15 protein-coding genes are annotated in these 17,481 nt (G+C 68.0%); 11 read left to right on the plus strand and 4 right to left on the minus strand.

The window, feature by feature from the left end; all coding sequences use genetic code 11:
- Positions 1-56 precede the first annotated feature (56 nt).
- Positions 57-992, plus strand: a complete 936-nt coding sequence (locus tag ABD154_RS16890) for a tyrosine recombinase XerC (RefSeq protein ID WP_344251701.1) — start codon at positions 57-59, stop codon at positions 990-992.
- Between the two features lie 12 nt (positions 993-1,004).
- On the opposite strand, the gene ABD154_RS16895 is transcribed toward ABD154_RS16890, so the two are convergent.
- Entirely contained in the window at positions 1,005-2,027 is a 1,023-nt protein-coding gene (locus ABD154_RS16895) for a peptidoglycan DD-metalloendopeptidase family protein (RefSeq protein WP_344251702.1), read from the minus strand.
- A gap of 656 nt (positions 2,028-2,683) precedes the next feature.
- Between ABD154_RS16895 and rpsB the strand changes: the two genes are divergently transcribed.
- The 8 genes from rpsB (at position 2,684) to ABD154_RS16935 (ending at position 9,896) form a co-directional block, all read left to right on the plus strand.
- Entirely contained in the window at positions 2,684-3,649 is a 966-nt protein-coding gene (rpsB, locus tag ABD154_RS16900; RefSeq protein ID WP_344251703.1) for a 30S ribosomal protein S2, read from the plus strand.
- A gap of 33 nt (positions 3,650-3,682) precedes the next feature.
- Positions 3,683-4,510 (plus strand): translation elongation factor Ts, encoded by an 828-nt coding sequence (gene tsf / locus ABD154_RS16905; RefSeq protein ID WP_137826028.1) that lies wholly within the window; start codon positions 3,683-3,685, stop codon positions 4,508-4,510.
- A gap of 164 nt (positions 4,511-4,674) precedes the next feature.
- On the plus strand, positions 4,675-5,427 hold the full coding sequence (pyrH, locus tag ABD154_RS16910) for a UMP kinase (RefSeq protein ID WP_137826029.1): 753 nt from the start codon (positions 4,675-4,677) through the stop codon (positions 5,425-5,427).
- A 168-nt stretch (positions 5,428-5,595) separates the two neighbouring features.
- Positions 5,596-6,153 carry a ribosome recycling factor gene (frr, locus tag ABD154_RS16915; protein ID WP_137826030.1) on the plus strand — a complete coding sequence of 186 codons (558 nt, stop codon included), beginning with the start codon at positions 5,596-5,598 and terminating at the stop codon, positions 6,151-6,153.
- A complete protein-coding gene (locus ABD154_RS16920) occupies positions 6,153-7,139 on the plus strand; it encodes a phosphatidate cytidylyltransferase (protein ID WP_344251704.1) in 987 nt (328 codons plus the stop codon). The genes frr and ABD154_RS16920 overlap by 1 nt, the downstream gene beginning before the upstream one ends.
- Positions 7,140-7,315: 176 nt before the next feature.
- The gene (gene rlmN, locus ABD154_RS16925) at positions 7,316-8,554 is read left to right on the plus strand and encodes a 23S rRNA (adenine(2503)-C(2))-methyltransferase RlmN (RefSeq protein WP_344251794.1); all 1,239 of its coding nucleotides are present in this window, start codon (positions 7,316-7,318) and stop codon (positions 8,552-8,554) included.
- A gap of 105 nt (positions 8,555-8,659) precedes the next feature.
- The gene (locus ABD154_RS16930) at positions 8,660-9,220 is read left to right on the plus strand and encodes a DivIVA domain-containing protein (protein WP_137826032.1); all 561 of its coding nucleotides are present in this window, start codon (positions 8,660-8,662) and stop codon (positions 9,218-9,220) included.
- Positions 9,213-9,896: a hypothetical protein gene (locus tag ABD154_RS16935; RefSeq protein WP_344251705.1), complete on the plus strand. Its 684-nt coding sequence runs from the start codon at positions 9,213-9,215 to the stop codon at positions 9,894-9,896. Before ABD154_RS16930 ends, ABD154_RS16935 begins: the two co-directional genes overlap by 8 nt.
- Before the next feature lie 275 nt (positions 9,897-10,171).
- On the opposite strand, the gene ABD154_RS16940 is transcribed toward ABD154_RS16935, so the two are convergent.
- Complete coding sequence (locus ABD154_RS16940; protein ID WP_344251706.1) at positions 10,172-11,371, minus strand: acyl-CoA dehydrogenase family protein; 1,200 nt, start codon at positions 11,369-11,371, stop codon at positions 10,172-10,174.
- 96 nt (positions 11,372-11,467) lie between these two features.
- On the opposite strand from ABD154_RS16940, the gene dxr reads away from it, so the two are divergent.
- Together dxr and ABD154_RS16950 are read left to right on the plus strand one after the other, a co-directional pair.
- Positions 11,468-12,757, plus strand: coding sequence for a 1-deoxy-D-xylulose-5-phosphate reductoisomerase (gene dxr, locus ABD154_RS16945; RefSeq protein WP_344251707.1), 1,290 nt, complete (start codon positions 11,468-11,470; stop codon positions 12,755-12,757).
- A 1-nt stretch (position 12,758) separates the two neighbouring features.
- Complete coding sequence (locus ABD154_RS16950) at positions 12,759-14,303, plus strand: M50 family metallopeptidase (protein ID WP_344251708.1); 1,545 nt, start codon at positions 12,759-12,761, stop codon at positions 14,301-14,303.
- Positions 14,304-14,340: 37 nt separating this feature from the next.
- Here the strand turns inward: ABD154_RS16950 and ABD154_RS16955 are convergent, their stop codons facing one another.
- Positions 14,341-15,786 carry a serine hydrolase domain-containing protein gene (locus ABD154_RS16955; RefSeq protein WP_344251710.1) on the minus strand — a complete coding sequence of 482 codons (1,446 nt, stop codon included), beginning with the start codon at positions 15,784-15,786 and terminating at the stop codon, positions 14,341-14,343.
- A complete protein-coding gene (locus ABD154_RS16960) occupies positions 15,783-17,192 on the minus strand; it encodes an APC family permease (RefSeq protein WP_344251711.1) in 1,410 nt (469 codons plus the stop codon). The genes ABD154_RS16955 and ABD154_RS16960 overlap by 4 nt, the downstream gene beginning before the upstream one ends.
- Between the last annotated feature and the right edge of the window lie 289 nt (positions 17,193-17,481).

Here is a 17,481-nt window from a genome sequence, read left to right on the forward strand (position 1 = left end):
CCCTCACTCCGCCGGCCTCCGCCGTCGCGGTTGCGCAACCGCGTAGTCTGGGGACTGTGACCAACGCACACCGCTTCCCCACGGTGGTCGACGCCTACGCCGACCACCTGCGCTCCCGTGATGTCTCCGACCACACGCGCCGCGCCTACGTCGCCGACATCACGGACTTCTTCGACCACGTCCGCACCACCGACGTCGCCGACATCGGCCTCGGCGAGCTGCGGTCGTGGCTCATCGCCCTCGATGATGCGGGTGCCGCGAAGTCGACGGTGGCGCGCAAGATCGCCGCCCTCAGATCGTTCTTCGGCTACTGCGTGAACTCCCTGGGACTGGCGACCAACCCCGCGGCCCGCCTGCGCACCCCGAAGAAGGACTCCCGCCTCCCGACCGTGCTCAAACCGAAGCAGGCGGCGAACCTCATCGCAGCGGGCCAGACCGCCGGAGCGGACCCGGGAGACGACGCGCCGCCCGAGGACGAGGCCGATGAGGCCATGCAGGCCCGGGATACTGCGATCCTCGAGATGCTCTACGCGACCGCGGTCCGCGTCTCCGAGCTCTGCGGACTCGACCGCGCCGACGTCGATGACCACCGCTCGATGATCACCGTCCTCGGCAAGGGCAACAAGGAGCGCCGTGTCCCGTTCGGGACACCCGCCGCCCAGGCCCTCAAGACATGGCTGCGGATGCGGGAGAGGATCGCCACTGACAAGAGCGGAGACGCCCTCTTCCTCGGCCGGCGCGGAGGACGGATCGGGGCGCGTCAGGTCCGCGACCTCGTCCACCGGTACGGCGCCCTCAACCCGGAGGCCCCGGACATCGGGCCGCACGGACTCCGTCATTCCGCAGCCACGCACATGCTCGACAACGGCGCCGACCTCCGCCAGATCCAGGAACTCCTCGGGCACGCGACGCTGAGCAGCACACAGATCTACACCCACGTGTCGATGCAGCGACTGCAGGAGACCTACCGGCAGGCGCACCCCCGGGCGTAGCCTCCCCGTCCCTCACTTCCGGAACTCCCAGTGCCACGGTTCGGGCAGGGAACCCGACTGTCTCGCCCACGACGGGTGCACCCAGCCGAAGGTCGGCGCATTCGCGCGCATCCACTCGTGTTCGGCACTGCCGAACGCATTGATCCCACCGCCCAGATCGACGGCGAGCGCCCACCCGTGGTTGGAGGTCCCGGGTGTGGCCGCCATCCGGCCCTTGCGCTTCTTGAGGATGACCTGCGTGTCGTAGTCGCGATAGGCGTCGGTGACGGAGATCGGCCGACCGAACCGCGCCTCGAACGCGAAGGAAAGCCGGTCGAACGCCGCCTGCGCGTCACAGCGCAGCAGCTGTCCCGGGGCGGTCTTGAGCTCACACATCGCCGAGGCGGGGATCCGGCCGTTCCGGTGCCCGCCCCAGGACCCGGCCCCGGAGTCACCGTCGTCACCGGCCGGCTCCTCGGCGGGTTTGCGAGAGAGCGGCAGGAGCACCGAGGCGTCCTGCCCGAAGAACGGCGCCGGATCGACGTACGCGCGGTCGCTGCCGGTCGGCCACACCCCGACGTGGAGACAGTCCTCGTCACAGTGCGCCCCGTCGGTGACCTCGCCGATCTGCTCACCCGCGGCGATTGCGTCACCGACGGCGAGGTCCGTCGTCGCCGGCTGGAACGAGACGGTGCGGCCTGAGTCGGTGGTGATGCTCACCGTGTCGGTGCCCGCGACCGAACCGCGGAAGCGCACCGCTCCGCTCGTCGGAGCCCGCAGCGGTTCACCCGGCAGGGCGCGGATGTCGATGCCCCGATGCCCTGCCAGCCAGGTCTCCTGCGGTGGATCGAAGGCGGTGACGATCTCCATGACGGGCACGGGGGAGACCCACGTCGTCGCCTCCGGACCGGTCTGGTCCGCTCTGGCGTTGGCAGGCAGACCGAAGGCGACGACGACGAGTACGGTGACGGCGAGCGTCGCGAACGCAGTCGCTCCGGAGCGACTCCGAGATGGGATGCGCTGGCGAGGAGTGAGCGGTCGGGGAGGATTCGGCATGCCGTCCATCTCACCCCGTACCGATGCGCCTGTCACGGCCGCCGCAACCGCCTGTGGACGGCCTCTCAGCCTCCACAGTTCAGGTGCACACGAGTCACACAGGCATCCACAGATCGCCGCACGCGAGTGCGGCCGAGCCCAGTGGCGCCGGATGGGATGATGCGCGCCGGCCGCGGCGCGGCGGCACCGCCCGCCGCGACCCGTTCGCCACGACGCGTGGCGAACCGCGAACCACCTCGGCGACGGGGACGCACCGTCACCTGGTCAAGGGGCAGTGCCGCGTCCCCGCGGGGACCACCGGCTCGACCATCCACAGGTCCTGGCACTCGAGTCGATTCGGCGCGGCCGCCCCGCAGACCCAGCCCCCGCGTCACCTCGATCGGGACCCGGGACCGCAGGGCCGCCTCGGCGCGGGGGACCGATTGGAAATGGCTTGGTCACCCGCGATAGACTGGCTCCAGCAGAAGCGTGTCTTCTGACTACGCGCATCCGATTTCTTCTCCATCCCTTGGTGCACGCCTGCAGTGCGTGTGGGGCGGATGAACCGGATGCCAGGAATCAACCGAAACCGTCACAGGCGTCGTCGGCTCACAGCCGGCGGCTCACCGTGGCACAACGCACCCGCAGCAGGGTGCTCGAGAAAGGAGGGCGTCGGCATGGCCGTCGTCACCATCCGCCAGCTGCTCGACAGCGGCGTCCACTTCGGACACCAGACCCGCCGTTGGAACCCGAAGATGAAGCGCTTCATCTTCACCGAGCGCAACGGCATCTACATCATCGACCTGCAGAAGTCGCTGGGCTACATCGACACCGCGTTCGAGTTCGTCAAGGAAACCGTCTCGCACGGTGGCTCGATCCTCTTCGTCGGCACGAAGAAGCAGGCTCAGGAATCCATCGCCGAGCAGGCCAAGCGCGTGGGCCAGCCCTACGTCAACCAGCGCTGGCTGGGCGGCATGCTCACGAACTTCCAGACCATCTCCCTGCGTCTGCGCCGCCTCAAGGAACTCGAAGAGATCGACTTCGACGACGTTGCCGGCTCCTCGCACACGAAGAAGGAACTCCTCATCCTCCGTCGTGAGAAGGACAAGCTCGAGAAGACCCTCGGCGGCATCCGCGACATGCAGCGGACCCCGTCGGCCGTGTGGATCGTCGACACGAAGAAGGAGCACCTCGCCGTCGACGAGGCGAAGAAGCTGGGCATCCCGGTCATCGCGATCCTCGACACGAACTGCGACCCCGACGACGTCACCTACCCGATCCCGGGCAACGACGACGCCATCCGCTCGGTGTCCCTGCTCACCCGCGTGATCGCCGACGCCGTGGCCGAGGGCCTCATCGCCCGCCACTCCGGCGACGACGAGTCCGGTGAGAAGAACGTCTCCGCCGTCGAGCCGATGCCCGAGTGGGAGCGCGAGCTCCTCGAAGGCAACGCCGCTGAGGGCGAAGCCAACACCGCCGAGGCCGAGGCCAAGGTCGCCGCGGACGCAGCCACCGCTGACGCCGCTGCCGGTGACACCTCCGCTGCCGACGCCGAGGCCGAGACGGCCAAGGCCGACGCCGCCACCGCTGAAGCCGACGCCGAGGCCAATGCCGACGCGAACGCTGACTCCACCGAGTCCTGATCTCACTCACCTCCACCACCACTAGGAGAAAGAATGGCAAACTACACTGCCGCTGACATCAAGGAACTGCGCGAGAAGACCGGCGCGGGAATGATGGACGTCAAGAAGGCCCTCGACGAGGCCGACGGCGATCAGGCGAAGGCCGTTGAGCTCCTCCGCGTGAAGGGCCTCAAGGGCGCCACCAAGCGCGAAGGCCGCGCCACCTCCGACGGACTCGTGGCCAGCTTCGTCGACGGCGGAGTCGGCACCATGATCGAGCTCGACTCGGAGACCGACTTCGTCGCGAAGTCGCAGCGCTTCATCGACCTCGCCGACGAAGTCCTCGCCCTCGCGGTGTCGAACAAGTCCGAGTCGGCGGAGTCCCTCCTCTCGGTCGAGGCCGACGGCAAGACTGTCGCCCAGTTCATCACCGAGTCCGGCGCCGCCCTCGGCGAGAAGGTCGACCTGCGCCGCGTGGGTCGCCTCGAGAGCCAGAAGGTCGAGTCCTACCTCCACCGGACGAACAAGGACCTGCCCCCGCAGGTCGGCGTTCTCTTCGGCTACGAAGGCGACGACCAGACCGTGGCCCACGATGTCGCCGTGCACATCGCCGCGATGGCTCCGAAGTACTTCTCCCGTGAGGACGTCCCCGCCGAGCTCGTCGAGAACGAGCGTCGCATCGCCGAGGACACCGCGAAGAACGAAGGCAAGCCCGAACAGGCACTGCCGAAGATCATCGAAGGCCGCGTCAACGGCTTCTTCAAGGAGAACTGCCTGCTCGACCAGGGATTCGCCAAGGATCCCAAGCAGTCCGTGGGCAAGGTCCTCGAAGCTGCCGGCCTCAAGGCCACCGGTTTCCTCCGCTTCCGCGTGGGAGCCTGAACCGCAGCACGATCGCTGACGGGATCACCATGATCCCCGCGTGATCCGATGACGGGGTCGGACCGATTCGGTCCGGCCCCGTCTTCGCTAGACTGACCCAGACGAACCACCCCGGAACGGCGCTGCCCACAAGGCGGCGCCGCCCGCATGGAAGAAGGACCTCAATGACATCGACCCCGGTACACGAATCGAGCCATGCCAGCCGACCCCTGCGCACCCACCGTCGGCGGGTGCTGCTCAAGCTCTCAGGCGAGGTCTTCGGCGGAGGCAGCATCGGCGTCGATCCCGACGTCGTCGCTGCCGTCGCCCGGGAAGTCGCCCCCACCGTCGACGACGTCGAGGTGAGCATCGTCGTCGGCGGCGGAAACTTCTTCCGCGGCGCCGAACTCTCCCAGCGCGGCATGGACCGCACCCGCGCCGACTACATGGGCATGCTCGGCACCGTGATGAACTGCCTCGCGCTCCAGGACTTCCTCGAGCAGCTCGGCGTCGACACGCGCGTACAGACCGCGATTCCGATGTCCCAGGTCGCCGAGTCCTACATCCCGCGTCGCGCGATGCGGCACATGGAGAAGAACCGCGTCGTCATCTTCGGCGCCGGTGCCGGTCTGCCCTACTTCTCCACCGACACGGTGGCGGCGCAGCGAGCGCTCGAGATCCACGCCGACGAGGTGCTCATCGCGAAGAACGGCGTCGACGGGGTCTACACCGCCGACCCGAAGCTCGACCCCAACGCCGTGAAGATCGACGAGATCAGCTACCAGGAGGCTCTGCAGAAGGGCCTCAAGGTCGTCGACGCGACCGCGTTCTCCCTCTGCATGGACAACCGGCTTCCGATGCATGTCTTCGGCATGGAAGGGGAGGGCAACCTGCGCAAGGCGATCTCCGGCGAGAAGATCGGCACCGTCGTCAAGTAGCCCGCAGCACGCGGGTCATCCCGGGGGCTCGCCGACCAGGATCCGCTGGTCAGGCACCCGCAGCCGACACACCGGCGGAGGCGAATCCGCCGTGGTCCGAGTGCGCCAAACGCGAGCTCGGACACATAGAATGTTCACACAGCTCCAATCGACTGAAAAGAGTGTCTCGTGATTGAAGAAACACTGGCAGAGGCCAGGGAGAAGATGGACAAAGCCGTGGAATTCACGCAAGAGGACTTTGCGTCGATCCGCACCGGCCGGGCCAACCCCGCGCTCTTCGCGAACATCGAGATCGAATACTACGGAGCGCCGACGCCGCTCCAGCAGCTCGCCTCGTTCCAGACGCCGGAAGCCCGCACGATCCTCATCACTCCCTACGACAGGGGCACCCTCGGCGACATCGAGAACGCGCTGCGCAACTCCGACATCGGCGCCAACCCCGCCAACGACGGCAACGTCATCCGCGTCGTCCTCCCCGAACTCACCGAGGAGCGCCGCAAGGAGTACGTGAAGATCGTCAAGGGCAAGGCCGAGGACGGCAAGGTCTCGATCCGCAACATCCGCCGCCACGCCAAGGAGACCCTCGAGCGGATCAAGAAGGACGGCGAAGCCGGCGAGGACGAGGTCACCCGGTCGATCTCCGAACTCGACGACATCACGAAGAAGAAGGTCGATTCGATCGACAAGCTCCTCGATCAGAAGGAAGCTGAGCTCCTCGAGGTCTGATGATCGCGTTGTCGACACCTGAGACTCCCGCATCCGATCCGACCCCGGCAGAGGGGTCGGATCGGGGCGCGTCTGCGCAGGCCCCGTTCCCGAAGAGGCGTGACCTGCGCGGCACCGACACGGTCTACTCCGCCGCCGAGGTGGAGGTCGAGGCCGCTCCGGCGCCGAAGGACTACGGGCGGGCAGGTCGCAACCTTCCCGCCGCGATCGGCATCGGACTGCTCATCGGCGGAGTCGTCCTCGTCTCCCTCATCTTCTTCCCGGAGTCCTTCATCTTCGTCATCCTCATCGCCATCGTCGCGGCGATGTGGGAGCTGGCGAACGCGCTCTCGCGCTCGGGCTCCCTCGTCTCCCGGATTCCCGTGATGATCTCGGCGGCCTGCATGGTCGTCGCCACGTACTTCGGCGGTCGCGAGGCCCTGTGGGTGACCTTCGCCGCGAGTGCTGGCGCCGTCATGCTCTTCACGATGGTCGAGCGCCGGAAGAACGCCGTCAAGGACGTCTCCCTCTCCCTCTTCGCGCTCACCTACGTGGGCCTCATGGCGTGCTTCGTCGTCTATCTCCTCACCCTGCCCGACGGCAACCTCTACGTCATCATCTTCCTCGCCAGCGTCGTCGCCTCCGACATCGGCGGCTACGTCTTCGGCGTCCTCTGGGGCAGGCACCCGATCGCCCCGCGGATCTCGCCGAAGAAGTCGTGGGAGGGCTACGCCGGCTCCGTCGTCTTCACCGCCGCCGTCGCGACGACGCTCGCGGTCACCCTCCTCGGCGCCCCCTTCTGGACGGGCCTGATCATCGGCGTCGTCATTCCCGCTTTCGCCACCCTCGGCGACTTCAGCGAGTCGATGATCAAACGCGATCTCGACCTCAAGGACATGGGCACCCTGCTGCCCGGACACGGCGGGGTGATGGACCGTCTCGACTCGATCCTCCCGACCGCTCCCGTCGCGCTCGTGATGTTCTCCGTCCTTCCCGGATTCCTCTGAGCCCCGCCCGCTGAGCCGGTGGCCGCCGAGGCGGTCGCGGGCCTGCTCTGGGTGGTCCCGACCACAACCCGCCTGTCCACAGACCATGAGACAATGGGCGGGTGAGTGCATCAGGTGGAAGCAGACAAGTCAGACCCGTCGTCGAGCATGCCGACGGCACGACGTCGACGACCCCGATGCGCGACGGTCGTCCGCTGCTCAACTTCAAGTCACCGCGCGTCGCGCAGCCGCAGCAGCACCTCGCGGACATGACGATGGACGAGCGCATCGCCGCCGTCGAGGAGATGGGGCTGCCCGCCTTCCGTGCCAAGCAGCTGTCCAACCACTACTTCACCCGGTACCACACCGACGTCGAGTCGATGACCGACCTGCCCAAGGACCTGCGCGGACCCCTGGCGGAGCGCTTCTTCCCGCCCCTGCTCACCGAGGTGCGCCGCCTGACGACGGAGAACGGCGACACGATCAAGTTCCTCTGGCGGCTCTTCGACGGCGCCCTCGTCGAATCGGTGCTCATGCGCTACCGCAACCGCATCACCCTGTGCGTGTCGAGTCAGTGCGGCTGCGGCATGAACTGCCCGTTCTGCGCGACCGGCCAGCAGGGACTGACCCGGAACATGTCGACGGCCGAGATCGTCGAACAGGTCATCCGCGCCAACCAGGCGATCGCCGCCGGTGAGCTCGCACCCCTGACGTCGGGCGCGGTCGCCGACGATGAGGTCGCCCTCGGCGCCGAAGCCGACGAAGAACAGGGGGAGACCCCGGACGGCGCCACCGGGGCGGGCGCCGGTCAGGCGGGGGCCGCCTCGGCGAACGGGCCCGAACGGGTGACGAACATCGTCTTCATGGGCATGGGCGAACCCCTGGCCAACTACAAGCGCGTGATGAACGCGGTGCGGCACTTCGTCGCCCCGGCACCTGAGGGCCTGGGCATGTCGGCCCGGCGGATCACCGTCTCGACGGTCGGGCTCGTGCCCGGCATCAACAAGCTCGCGGCCGAGGACATCCCCGTCACCTTCGCCCTCAGCCTCCATGCGCCCGACGATGAGCTGCGCAACGAGATGATCCCCGTCAACACGCGCTGGAATGCCGACGAGGCGATCGACGCCGCCTACAACTACTACAAGGTCACCGGTCGGCGGGTCAGCATCGAATACGCGCTCATCAAGGACATGAACGACCATGCCTGGCGCGCCGACCTGCTCGCGAAGAAGCTCAACGCGCGCGGCCGCGGCTGGGTCCACGTCAACCCGATCCCGCTCAACCCGACGCCGGGATCGGTGTGGACGGCCTCGGAACCGGAGGTCGCGAACGAATTCGTCCGCCGCCTCGTCGACGCCGGCGTGCCCACGACGATCCGCGACACCCGCGGCTCCGACATCGACGGAGCATGCGGACAGCTCGCCGCCGCTGACTGAACACTGGCAGGCGGCCCACGGGCCCGCCGCTGAGACGGCATCGGCAGGACACTCCATCTATCATGGTGGAAACGACTTATTGTGCGATTCGCTTCTGGAGGAATCATGGCGGACACGACGTTCCCTCGAATGTCGGGTTGGAAGAACGGTTACGACCCCAAACAGGTCGACAGCTTCTTCAAACGGGCTCGGGAATCGTTCGAACGGCCGACCCCGCAGCCCGGTGACCTCGACTCGCGTGCCGTGCGCACCGTCGGCTTCGACCTCGTCCGCAAGGGCTACCATGTCGCCGTCGTCGACGCCGCCCTCGACCGCCTCGAGGACGCCTTCGCCAAGCAGGCCCGCGACCGTCTCATCGCCCAGTCGGGACAGGATGCCTGGGTGCAGGAGCTCACCCGCGTTGCGGCATCCCTGCGCGGCCGGCTCGTCCGCGACGCGGGGGAGCGGTTCGACAACCCGGCCCCCGGGGTCATCGGCTACGACATCGCCCAGGTCGACGACATGTGCGAGAAGGTCAACTCCTACTTCACGCAGGGAGTGGCGATGAGCGTCGACCAGGTGCGCCGCGTCCTGTTCAAGACGGCGAAGGGCAACAAGGCCTACGACGAGGACCAGGTCGACGCGTTCATCGACCGCGTCGTCGAGGTGATGGCCTCCGTTGACTGACATCCACTGGTTCACCAAGCCCGCCGGCGACGACGCCGGGACTCTCAACCCGGTCTACGACGTCCTCGACCATCCGATCGCCATGGGCGGTGCCGATGACATCGTCGTCACCGGAGACACGCCCGAAGCACCGCTCATCGACGGCCGTGAGGTCACCGATCCGCGGCTCATCAGCGCCCTGTCCAAGCCCGTCGAGCTCGATCGCGCCGAGGTGCTCGACCGCAGTGCGAAGCTCGGCGGCATCCTGCGCGCCATGGGAGTCGATCCTGAGCGGACGCAGGTGCGCATCGACGCCGAGGTGCCCGCGGCGGCACGCGCCCTGAGCACGCTCGCGGCCCTGCGCATCGGGATGGTCGTCGACGCCCGCAGCGGCGAGAGTGTCGGTGACGATCGTGCGGATGATGTGACCGTCGTGCGCATCCACCCGATCGACGCGGACGCGATCGCACCCGGGCGGGCCGTCGTCAAGGTCATCCGTTCGCGCTTCGAAGGCGTGGGCATCACCGTTGACGGGCAGACGGCGAACCTCGATCAGGCGATGCGCGATTCCCGCGTCGAATCCGCCGTCGTCGTCCCCCTCGACGCGGAGCGCACGATCGCCCTCACCGACGCTGGCGCCGTTGCGGCCGCCGACGGAGTGGAGTGGCTGCAGGAGACCGTCCTCGACGAGCAGTGATGCCGGCGCTGGCTCTCGGGCGCCGTTGCTGGGCGCCAGACGTCGTTCTGCGTGCCGAATGTCTCTGAACCCGCCGAAGGTGTGCTCAGTGCTCGCCGCAGGTGTGTTCGCCGAAAGTGCGAGTGCCAGCCAGAAGTCGTCCTGCCTGCGAGAAGTGCGCGGACACACAGAGATGTCGGCCAGAAGTGCGAATGCGGGGAACTGGTCTCCCGCATTCGCACTTCTGGCCGACAGTCGCGCTCATGTCGCAGCGGCGCTGATGCCGCAGCGGCGCGTCAGTTCGCGAAGGCGTTGATGCCCGTCAGCGCGCGTCCGATCGTGAGCTGGTGGACTTCGTGGGTGCCCTCGTAGGTGAGGACGGTCTCGAGGTTGACCGCGTGGCGCAGCGGCGGGTACTCGCTCGTGATGCCCGAACCGCCGAAGAGCGCCCGCAGGTCGCGGCAGACGTTCATCGCGGTGTCGACGTTGACCATCTTGCCGAGGCTGATCTGCTCGGGACGCACGCCCTTCTCCGAGTCCTTGAGCTCACCGAGGTGGGCGGCGAGCAGCGTGATCTGCGAGTACTGGCCGAAGGCCTTCGCGAGCTTCTGCTGCGAGATCTGGAACGAGGAGATCGGGCGGTCGAACTGGATGCGGGTGCCCGTGTACTCGATCGCCGAGAGCAGGGCGTCGCGGGCGGCGCCGGTGACGCCGAAGACGATGCCGAAGCGCGCCTCGGACAGGCACGACAGCGGCGCCTTGAGGCCCTTCGCCTCCGGCAGCATCGCATCCTCGGGCAGGCGGACGTTGTCGAGGACGATCTCACCGGTGATCGAGGCGCGCAGGGAGATCTTGCGGTGGATCTCCGGGGTCTGCACTCCTTCGGTGTTCGTGGGGACGACGAAGCCGCGGATGACCGGGCGGCCCTTCTCATCGGTGTCCTCGGTCTTGGCCCACACGACCATGACATCGGAGACCGGCGAGTTCGTGATCCACATCTTCGCGCCGTTGAGGATCCAGTCGGACCCGTCCCTGCGCGCCGTCGTCTTCATGCCCGAGGGGTCGGAGCCGACATCGGGTTCGGTGAGGCCGAAGCAGCCGAGAGCCTTGCCGGCGGCCATCTTCGGCAGCCATTCCTGCTTCTGCTCCTCGGAGCCGTAGCGGTGGATGGCGAACATCGCGAGCGAGCCCTGCACGGACACGAGCGAGCGCAGACCGGAGTCGATGGCCTCGAGCTCCCGGCAGGCGAGCCCGTACTGCGTGGCCGTCGACCCACCGCAGCCGTAGCCGTCGAGGTGCATGCCGAGGACGCCGAGCTCTCCGAGGCCTTCGGCGAGTTCATGGGCGGGAATGGTCGCATCGAGGAAGTAGTCGCCGATCTTCTCCCGCACGTTCTCATCGAGCCACTTGCGGACGACGTGCGCGAATTCGAGGTCATCGGCGTCGAAGACCGAATCCAGTCCCAGGATCTCGTCGGGGCTCATCGTTGCACTCATCTATACCTCTCTCGCCATTGATCGCATGTGCATCGCCCACGCCGAGAAAGCCGCTGTCGAGTCATTTCCCAGAGAACTTTGGCATCATCGGTAGGCGTGAGCGAACGTAAGATCATTGTAGTCGGGTCGACCGGATCGGTCGGTACGCAGGCCCTCGACGTCCTGGCTGAGAACGCAACCGATTTCGCAGTCGTCGCGCTTGCCGGAGGGTCCCAGATGGACCTTCTCCTGGGTCAGGCCCTCGACTTCTCCGTCCCCGTCATCGGCCTGACGACGCCTCCGGCAGGCGGCGAGGACGAGGTGCGGAACCGGTTGTCCGAACTCGCCGCTGAGCGCGGAATCAGTGTTCCCGTTCGTGAAATCCATCTCGGAGACGATGCCGCCGAGGCGGTCGCCGGCCGACCGGCCGACATCGTCCTCAACGCGGTGACCGGGGCCGCCGGGCTCGGTGCGACGCTCGCGGCGCTGGCGACCGGCACCGATGTCGCCCTGGCGAACAAGGAGTCCCTCATCATCGGCGGCTCCCTCGTCCTCGACGCCGCGAAGCGGACCGGGGCTCGACTCATCCCCGTCGACAGCGAGCACTCCGCGATCGCCCAGGCTCTGCGCTCGGGCACGCACGGCGAGGTGAGCAGGCTCGTCATCACCGCCTCGGGCGGGCCGTTCCGCGGCATGACCCGCGACGCCCTGCGCCGGGTCACGCCCGCCCAGGCGCTCAAGCACCCGACCTGGTCGATGGGCTCGATGATCACGATCAACTCGGCGACCCTGGTCAACAAGGGCCTCGAGGTCATCGAAGCCCACCTCCTCTTCGACATCGACTTCGACCGCATCGAGGTCGTCGTCCACCCGCAGAGCCAGATCCATTCGATGGTCGAGTTCACCGATGCCTCGACGATCGCGCAGATCTCCCCACCGGACATGCGCCTGCCCATCGCCTACGCCCTCGGCACCCAGGACGACGGGAGCACGCGTCGGGTGACCTCCGGTGCGGTCCCGAACAACTGGGGCCAGCCCATGCACTGGTCGTTCGAGCCGGTCAACCATGTCGCGTTCCCCGCGCTCGGGCTCGCCATCGAAGCCGGAAAGCGCGCCCGCAGCTACCCGGCGGTGTTCAACGCCGCCAACGAGGTGCTCGTCGCCGCCTTCATCGCCGGGGACATTCCCTTCACGGGCATCGACTCCGGTCTCGAGAAGGCACTCGCGGCGCACGAGCCGGCACCCGAGCACACGGTGGAGACCGTGCTCGCCGCCGACGCCTGGGCGCGGGACTTCGCGCGCGAGCACGTGGCGGCCCAGGCGTCGGACGGGGATGCGGTCCGCACCGCCTCGGCGGCCTCCGGTTCGCAGCCGGCCGGCGTCGGCGTGAGCACCGGCGGGGAGTGAGATGACCGTCGTCCTCTTCATCATCGGGATCATCCTCTTCCTCCTCGGCATCTCGATCTCGATCGCCCTCCACGAACTCGGCCACCTCACCCCGGCGAAGCGGTTCGGGGTCAAGGTCACCCATTACATGGTCGGATTCGGGCCGACGCTCTTCTCGTTCAAGCGCGGTGAGACCGAGTACGGGATCAAGGCGCTGCCGCTCGGCGGCTTCATCGCGATGCCGGGCATGTACCCGCCGCTCGATGCGACGAAGCAGCGCGCCGAGGCACCCGCCGTGCAGACGGGCACCGCCGGGCAGTCGACCGCTCAGGGGCAGTCGACCGCCGACCTCGGCGGCGCCACCGCTGCCGCTCCCATCGACGGGTCCGCTTCGCACGACGCCACCGCACCCGGCGACCACCTCGGCGCCGGCGATGAGGCGACTCTGCGTCCGCGGACGAAGCGGAAGGGACGGCTGTTCGAGAACACGATGGCCGATGCCCGGGAGATGTCGAACGATGAGATCGAGCCGGGGGAGGAGCACCGGACGTTCTACGCCCTCAGCGTGCCCAAACGGCTCGTCGTCATGTTCGCAGGCCCCTTCGTCAATCTCGTCCTCGGCATCGTCATCATGGCGATCTCGCTGCTCGGCATCGGCGTGATGACCCCGACGACGACGGTGCAGACCGTCGTCGAATGTGCGGTCCCCGCCTCGGAGGCCGCCGAGCGACCGGCCGCGGACCGCAACGCGTGCCTGCCCGGTGACCAGCTCACTCCCGCGTGGGAGGCCGGTTTCGAACCCGGCGATCGGATCACCTCGGTGGCCGGTGTGGAGACGGAGAACTGGGACGAGCTGTCCTCGGTCATCAAGGACCATGCGGGGGAGAGCGTCGAGGTCGACTTCGTCCGCGACGGTGCCGCGCAGACGGTGAGCGTGCCGATCATCGCCCACGAGCGTCCCCGCGTCGACGATCGCGGCAACCTCATGACGAACCCCGACGGCACCCCGCAGACGGTGACGGAGGGCTTCCTCGGCATCGGCCCCGTCCAGGAGCGTCAGCCGCTGCCGCTCGGCGAATTCCCCGGAGCGGTGTGGGACCAGGTCACCGGTGTGTTCACGGCCATCGTCACGCTGCCCGTCAAACTCGTCGACATCGCTCAGGTCGCCACGGGTGCGAAGGAGCGCGACCCCGAGGGCCTCGTCGGCATGGTCGGCGTCGGTCGCGTCGCCGGTGAGATCGTCTCGACCGATGACCTGCAGGTCGTCGAGAAGGCGCAGCTGGGCCTCGGCGTGCTCGGCTCGCTCAACATCTTCCTCTTCGCGTTCAACATGATCCCGCTGCTGCCGCTCGACGGCGGACACATCGCCGTCGCGCTCTACGAAGGCGCGAGGCGCCGGATCAACCGGTGGCGCGGGCGCGGGAAGGTCGGGCCCTTCGACACGGCGAAGCTGCTGCCGTTGACGTACGTCGTCATCGGCCTCATGCTCTGCATGACCGCGCTCCTTGTCTACGTCGACCTCGTCAAACCGATCACCCTCGACGCGATCTTCAACTCGGCCCGCTAGGGGCGGTCGCGCCCGCAGCCTCTGTGGCGGGGGACTTTCAGTCGCTCAGGGTGATCGCCTGGACATCGCCGAGGTGGTCGAGCCGGACCGTGATCGACGCCGTGTCCGTGATCGCCACGGTTCCCAGCAGGCGGTTCTCCATCGTGAGGTCGTCGACGGTCACCGGTGTGGTCGGGGCGACGCCGTGGTCGCGGCACCAGGCGGCATGGCGTTCCCTCCTCTCCTCGCGTGGTTCGTCGAGGTCCATGTTCACGGCGAAGCGGGCGTCGGCGAAAGCGTCATCCCAGTCGAGCACCGCAGCGGCGGCCCCGAGGACGGTTCGGCCGGTGCGCGGTCCCGCCGGCAGCGGGTGGGTCGGCGCGGGCGTGCTCTCGCGCGGGAGGACCGGGGCAGCCGAGGTCAGCGGGACGTCCGCCGGCACCTCCGGGATCTCGTCGGCGCGCCCGATCGCGGCGAGCCATCCGGCGTCGACGGCGTCGCGGACGATGCGTTCGGCCGGGTAGTACGTGGTATTGCCGAGGACGACGATCCCGAGGTTCAGCCCGGGGAACCACCGCATATGGGAGCCGAAGCCCGGGTAGCCGCCCGAATGGCCGAGCACTGGTCCGAACCGGGAGTCCTCACGGTGGATGAGCCCGTAGCCGTAGGCGACGTCCTCGGTGTGCAGGCGGCTCGTCTCGACGGCGATGGGGCGGTGCGGCCGCTGGCCCGCGGTGAGCACCGTGGACCAGGCTCCGGGAGCGCTGCTCGCCTCGGCGTCGAGGGAATCGAGGTGGACGTTCATCCAATTGCAGACATCGGCGGCGGTCGAGACCATGCCGCCGATCGCGGAGAACGCCCCAGGCCTCGTCGGTTCGAGGACGTGGGCACGTCCGCGCCTGTCGATGCGCAGGCCGGGGACGAGATCGGGGAAGTCGGCGACATCGAAGCCGGTGCGGGTCATCTGCAGGGGAACGGTCACCTCGGTGGCCACCATCTCCGGCAGCGTGCGGCCGGTGACGGACTCCGCGGCGAGGCCGAGCAGGGCGTACCCGAGGTTGCAGTACTCGAAGCCGGTGCCGGGTTCGGCGATCGGCACGAGCGGTCCCTGGAGATAGGTGAGGAAGTCGAAGGTGCTCATCGACTCCATTCGGTCGGCCCACGGGTCGTCCTTGCCGAAGCCCGTGCCCATCGTCAGGCACTCGCGGCTGGTGAGCTCACCGACCGCCGTGCCCTTGAGATCGGGCACGAGGAAGTACATCGGATAGTCGAGGTTGAGACCCGAGGCCTCGAGCGACCCGATCATCGCAGCGGTGAACGATTTCGTCATCGACGCGATGCGGTAGGGCCGGTGGGCATTGGTCAGCTTCGCCTCGGCGTTCTGGACGCCATGCCGCTCGAGGACGCCGTACGCCAACTCCCCGCCCAGGGCCGACAGCTCGTCGGAGGCACGGAGGAGGCGACGCAGGACGACCTCGATGTCGGGCGCGACCGGGGCGGTCATGGCCGCTCCACCGAAGATTCGGTCTCGTTGCCGTCGTGACCGAGCAGAGTCGCGAGGGAATCGCGCGGGTCGGTGCGTCGCGACAGGACGAAGAGCACGACTCCGAGGACGATCCAGACGAGGAGGATGATGTACTCGTGCGGCCAGACCAGTGAGGATCCGGTACCCGGCCAGAGCGCGAGAGCGATGACGCCGAGAGCGCCGATCGCGCCGAGGAGCGAGAATCCCGTGGCGAGCGCCGACCTCGGGGCGCGTGAGGCAGGCAGCCGGAGGTTGGCGATGACGACCATGATCCACACGACACCCAGATAGATGCCGCCGGTGTCGAGGAACCACGTCACCGCCCCCGGGCCCAGCCACCCCAGGCCCAGGGTGATGACGAGGGTGAAGATCAGCGCGGTGCGCGGTGTTCCCGAGCGCGCGTCGACGGCGGCGAGGCGGCGCGGGAGGAGATCTGCGCGGCCCATGGCGACGAGGATCCGGGACGAGGCGACGAAGAGACCGAGGAAGCTGGTGAGCAGCCCGAGCACCGCGATCGCGTAGGCGACTCCGCCGAGGGCGGGGAACCCGGCGGCCCGGAACGCGTCGACGGTGCCGAGCTCCATGCCGGCGACCTCCTCCCAGGGATGGACCCATGCCGTCGCGAGGAGGACGAGAACGTAGAAGCTGCCGGCGATGATGACCGTCCACACCACTGTGCGACCGATCTTGCGCGGTGAGATCTTGGCATCCTCGGCGAGGACGGCGACGAGTCCGAACCCGGAGAGGAACGTCATGCCCGGCACGACGAAGCGCAGCGTGTCCGTCACCGGAGTCGCTTCGGGGGCGAAGGCGGGGAAGAAGTTGTCCGGGCTGCCGGCGGTGAACCCGGTGACGATGAGGGCGAGGCCACCGGCGATGATGAGGCCGAACATGAGGATCTGCACCTGCGCACCCACACTGATCCCGTACCAGTTGAGGGCGAAGAACGCGAAGGTCAGCCCGATCCCGATCGCCAGGCCGGGCAGGTACACGGTCTCGTCGTTGATCGTGTAGAGGGGAATCGTGTTGAGGCCGGGAACGAAGCGGCCGAGCAGGTAGCCGAACGCCGTGACGTAGAAGGCCAGCGAGGAGACGTAGGCACCGAGCAGCATCCATCCGGTGAGAAACGACGCGCCGCGCCCGAGCGCGGCGAAGGAGAACACGACCTCACCGCCGGCGCGCGGAAACGCCTGCGCGAGGCGGGCGTAGGCCAGCGCGACACAGGCCGCCAGAGCCACACCGAGGCAGAGGCCGAGGATGACGCCCCCGGCCCCGTAGGCATCGAAGAACGTCGAGTTCGTGTAGATCCAACTCGCTCCGACGACGCCGGCGACTCCGAAGGCGAGCAGCTGGACGGTGCCGAGACTCCGCTTCAAGTCCGTCATGGGACCTCCATCCTCTGGCTGTCTGTTCTTGTCACCGCACATTACCGAACGCCCCTGACGCGGCTGCCCGATACCGCGCTGCGCGCTGCGTCCCGCGGTCACCGCTGCACCAACCACCCTCGCAATCACCGAGCGCGCTCTGGTGACGTCGTCCCACCTCGGCGCTGACAGGGAACCTCCAGGTCGTGAGCGATCACACCGGAGCCGGCCGACCGGGACGATGGTTGTCGTCCTACAATGAGAGGGACTCGTACTATCGGGCTGTCACGGCTGCCGATCCAGCCGCACA

Origin of the sequence: Brevibacterium sanguinis, from assembly GCF_039528855.1 — a bacterium.
Lineage (GTDB): Bacteria > Actinomycetota > Actinomycetes > Actinomycetales > Brevibacteriaceae > Brevibacterium > Brevibacterium sanguinis.

Bases quoted from the DNA above. Each gene is read 5' to 3' on its own strand.
- ABD154_RS16950 (WP_344251708.1), top strand. From the start codon at position 12,759: ATGACCGTCGTCCTCTTCATCATCGGGATCATCCTCTTCCTCCTCGGC.
- ABD154_RS16895 (WP_344251702.1), bottom strand. From the start codon at position 2,027: ATGCCGAATCCTCCCCGACCGCTCACTCCTCGCCAGCGCATCCCATCT.
- rpsB (WP_344251703.1), top strand. From the start codon at position 2,684: ATGGCCGTCGTCACCATCCGCCAGCTGCTCGACAGCGGCGTCCACTTC.
- tsf (WP_137826028.1), top strand. From the start codon at position 3,683: ATGGCAAACTACACTGCCGCTGACATCAAGGAACTGCGCGAGAAGACC.
- ABD154_RS16940 (WP_344251706.1), bottom strand. From the start codon at position 11,371: ATGAGTGCAACGATGAGCCCCGACGAGATCCTGGGACTGGATTCGGTC.
- ABD154_RS16920 (WP_344251704.1), top strand. From the start codon at position 6,153: ATGATCGCGTTGTCGACACCTGAGACTCCCGCATCCGATCCGACCCCG.
- ABD154_RS16930 (WP_137826032.1), top strand. From the start codon at position 8,660: ATGGCGGACACGACGTTCCCTCGAATGTCGGGTTGGAAGAACGGTTAC.
- ABD154_RS16960 (WP_344251711.1), bottom strand. From the start codon at position 17,192: ATGACGGACTTGAAGCGGAGTCTCGGCACCGTCCAGCTGCTCGCCTTC.
- pyrH (WP_137826029.1), top strand. From the start codon at position 4,675: ATGACATCGACCCCGGTACACGAATCGAGCCATGCCAGCCGACCCCTG.
- ABD154_RS16955 (WP_344251710.1), bottom strand. From the start codon at position 15,786: ATGACCGCCCCGGTCGCGCCCGACATCGAGGTCGTCCTGCGTCGCCTC.
- rlmN (WP_344251794.1), top strand. From the start codon at position 7,316: ATGCGCGACGGTCGTCCGCTGCTCAACTTCAAGTCACCGCGCGTCGCG.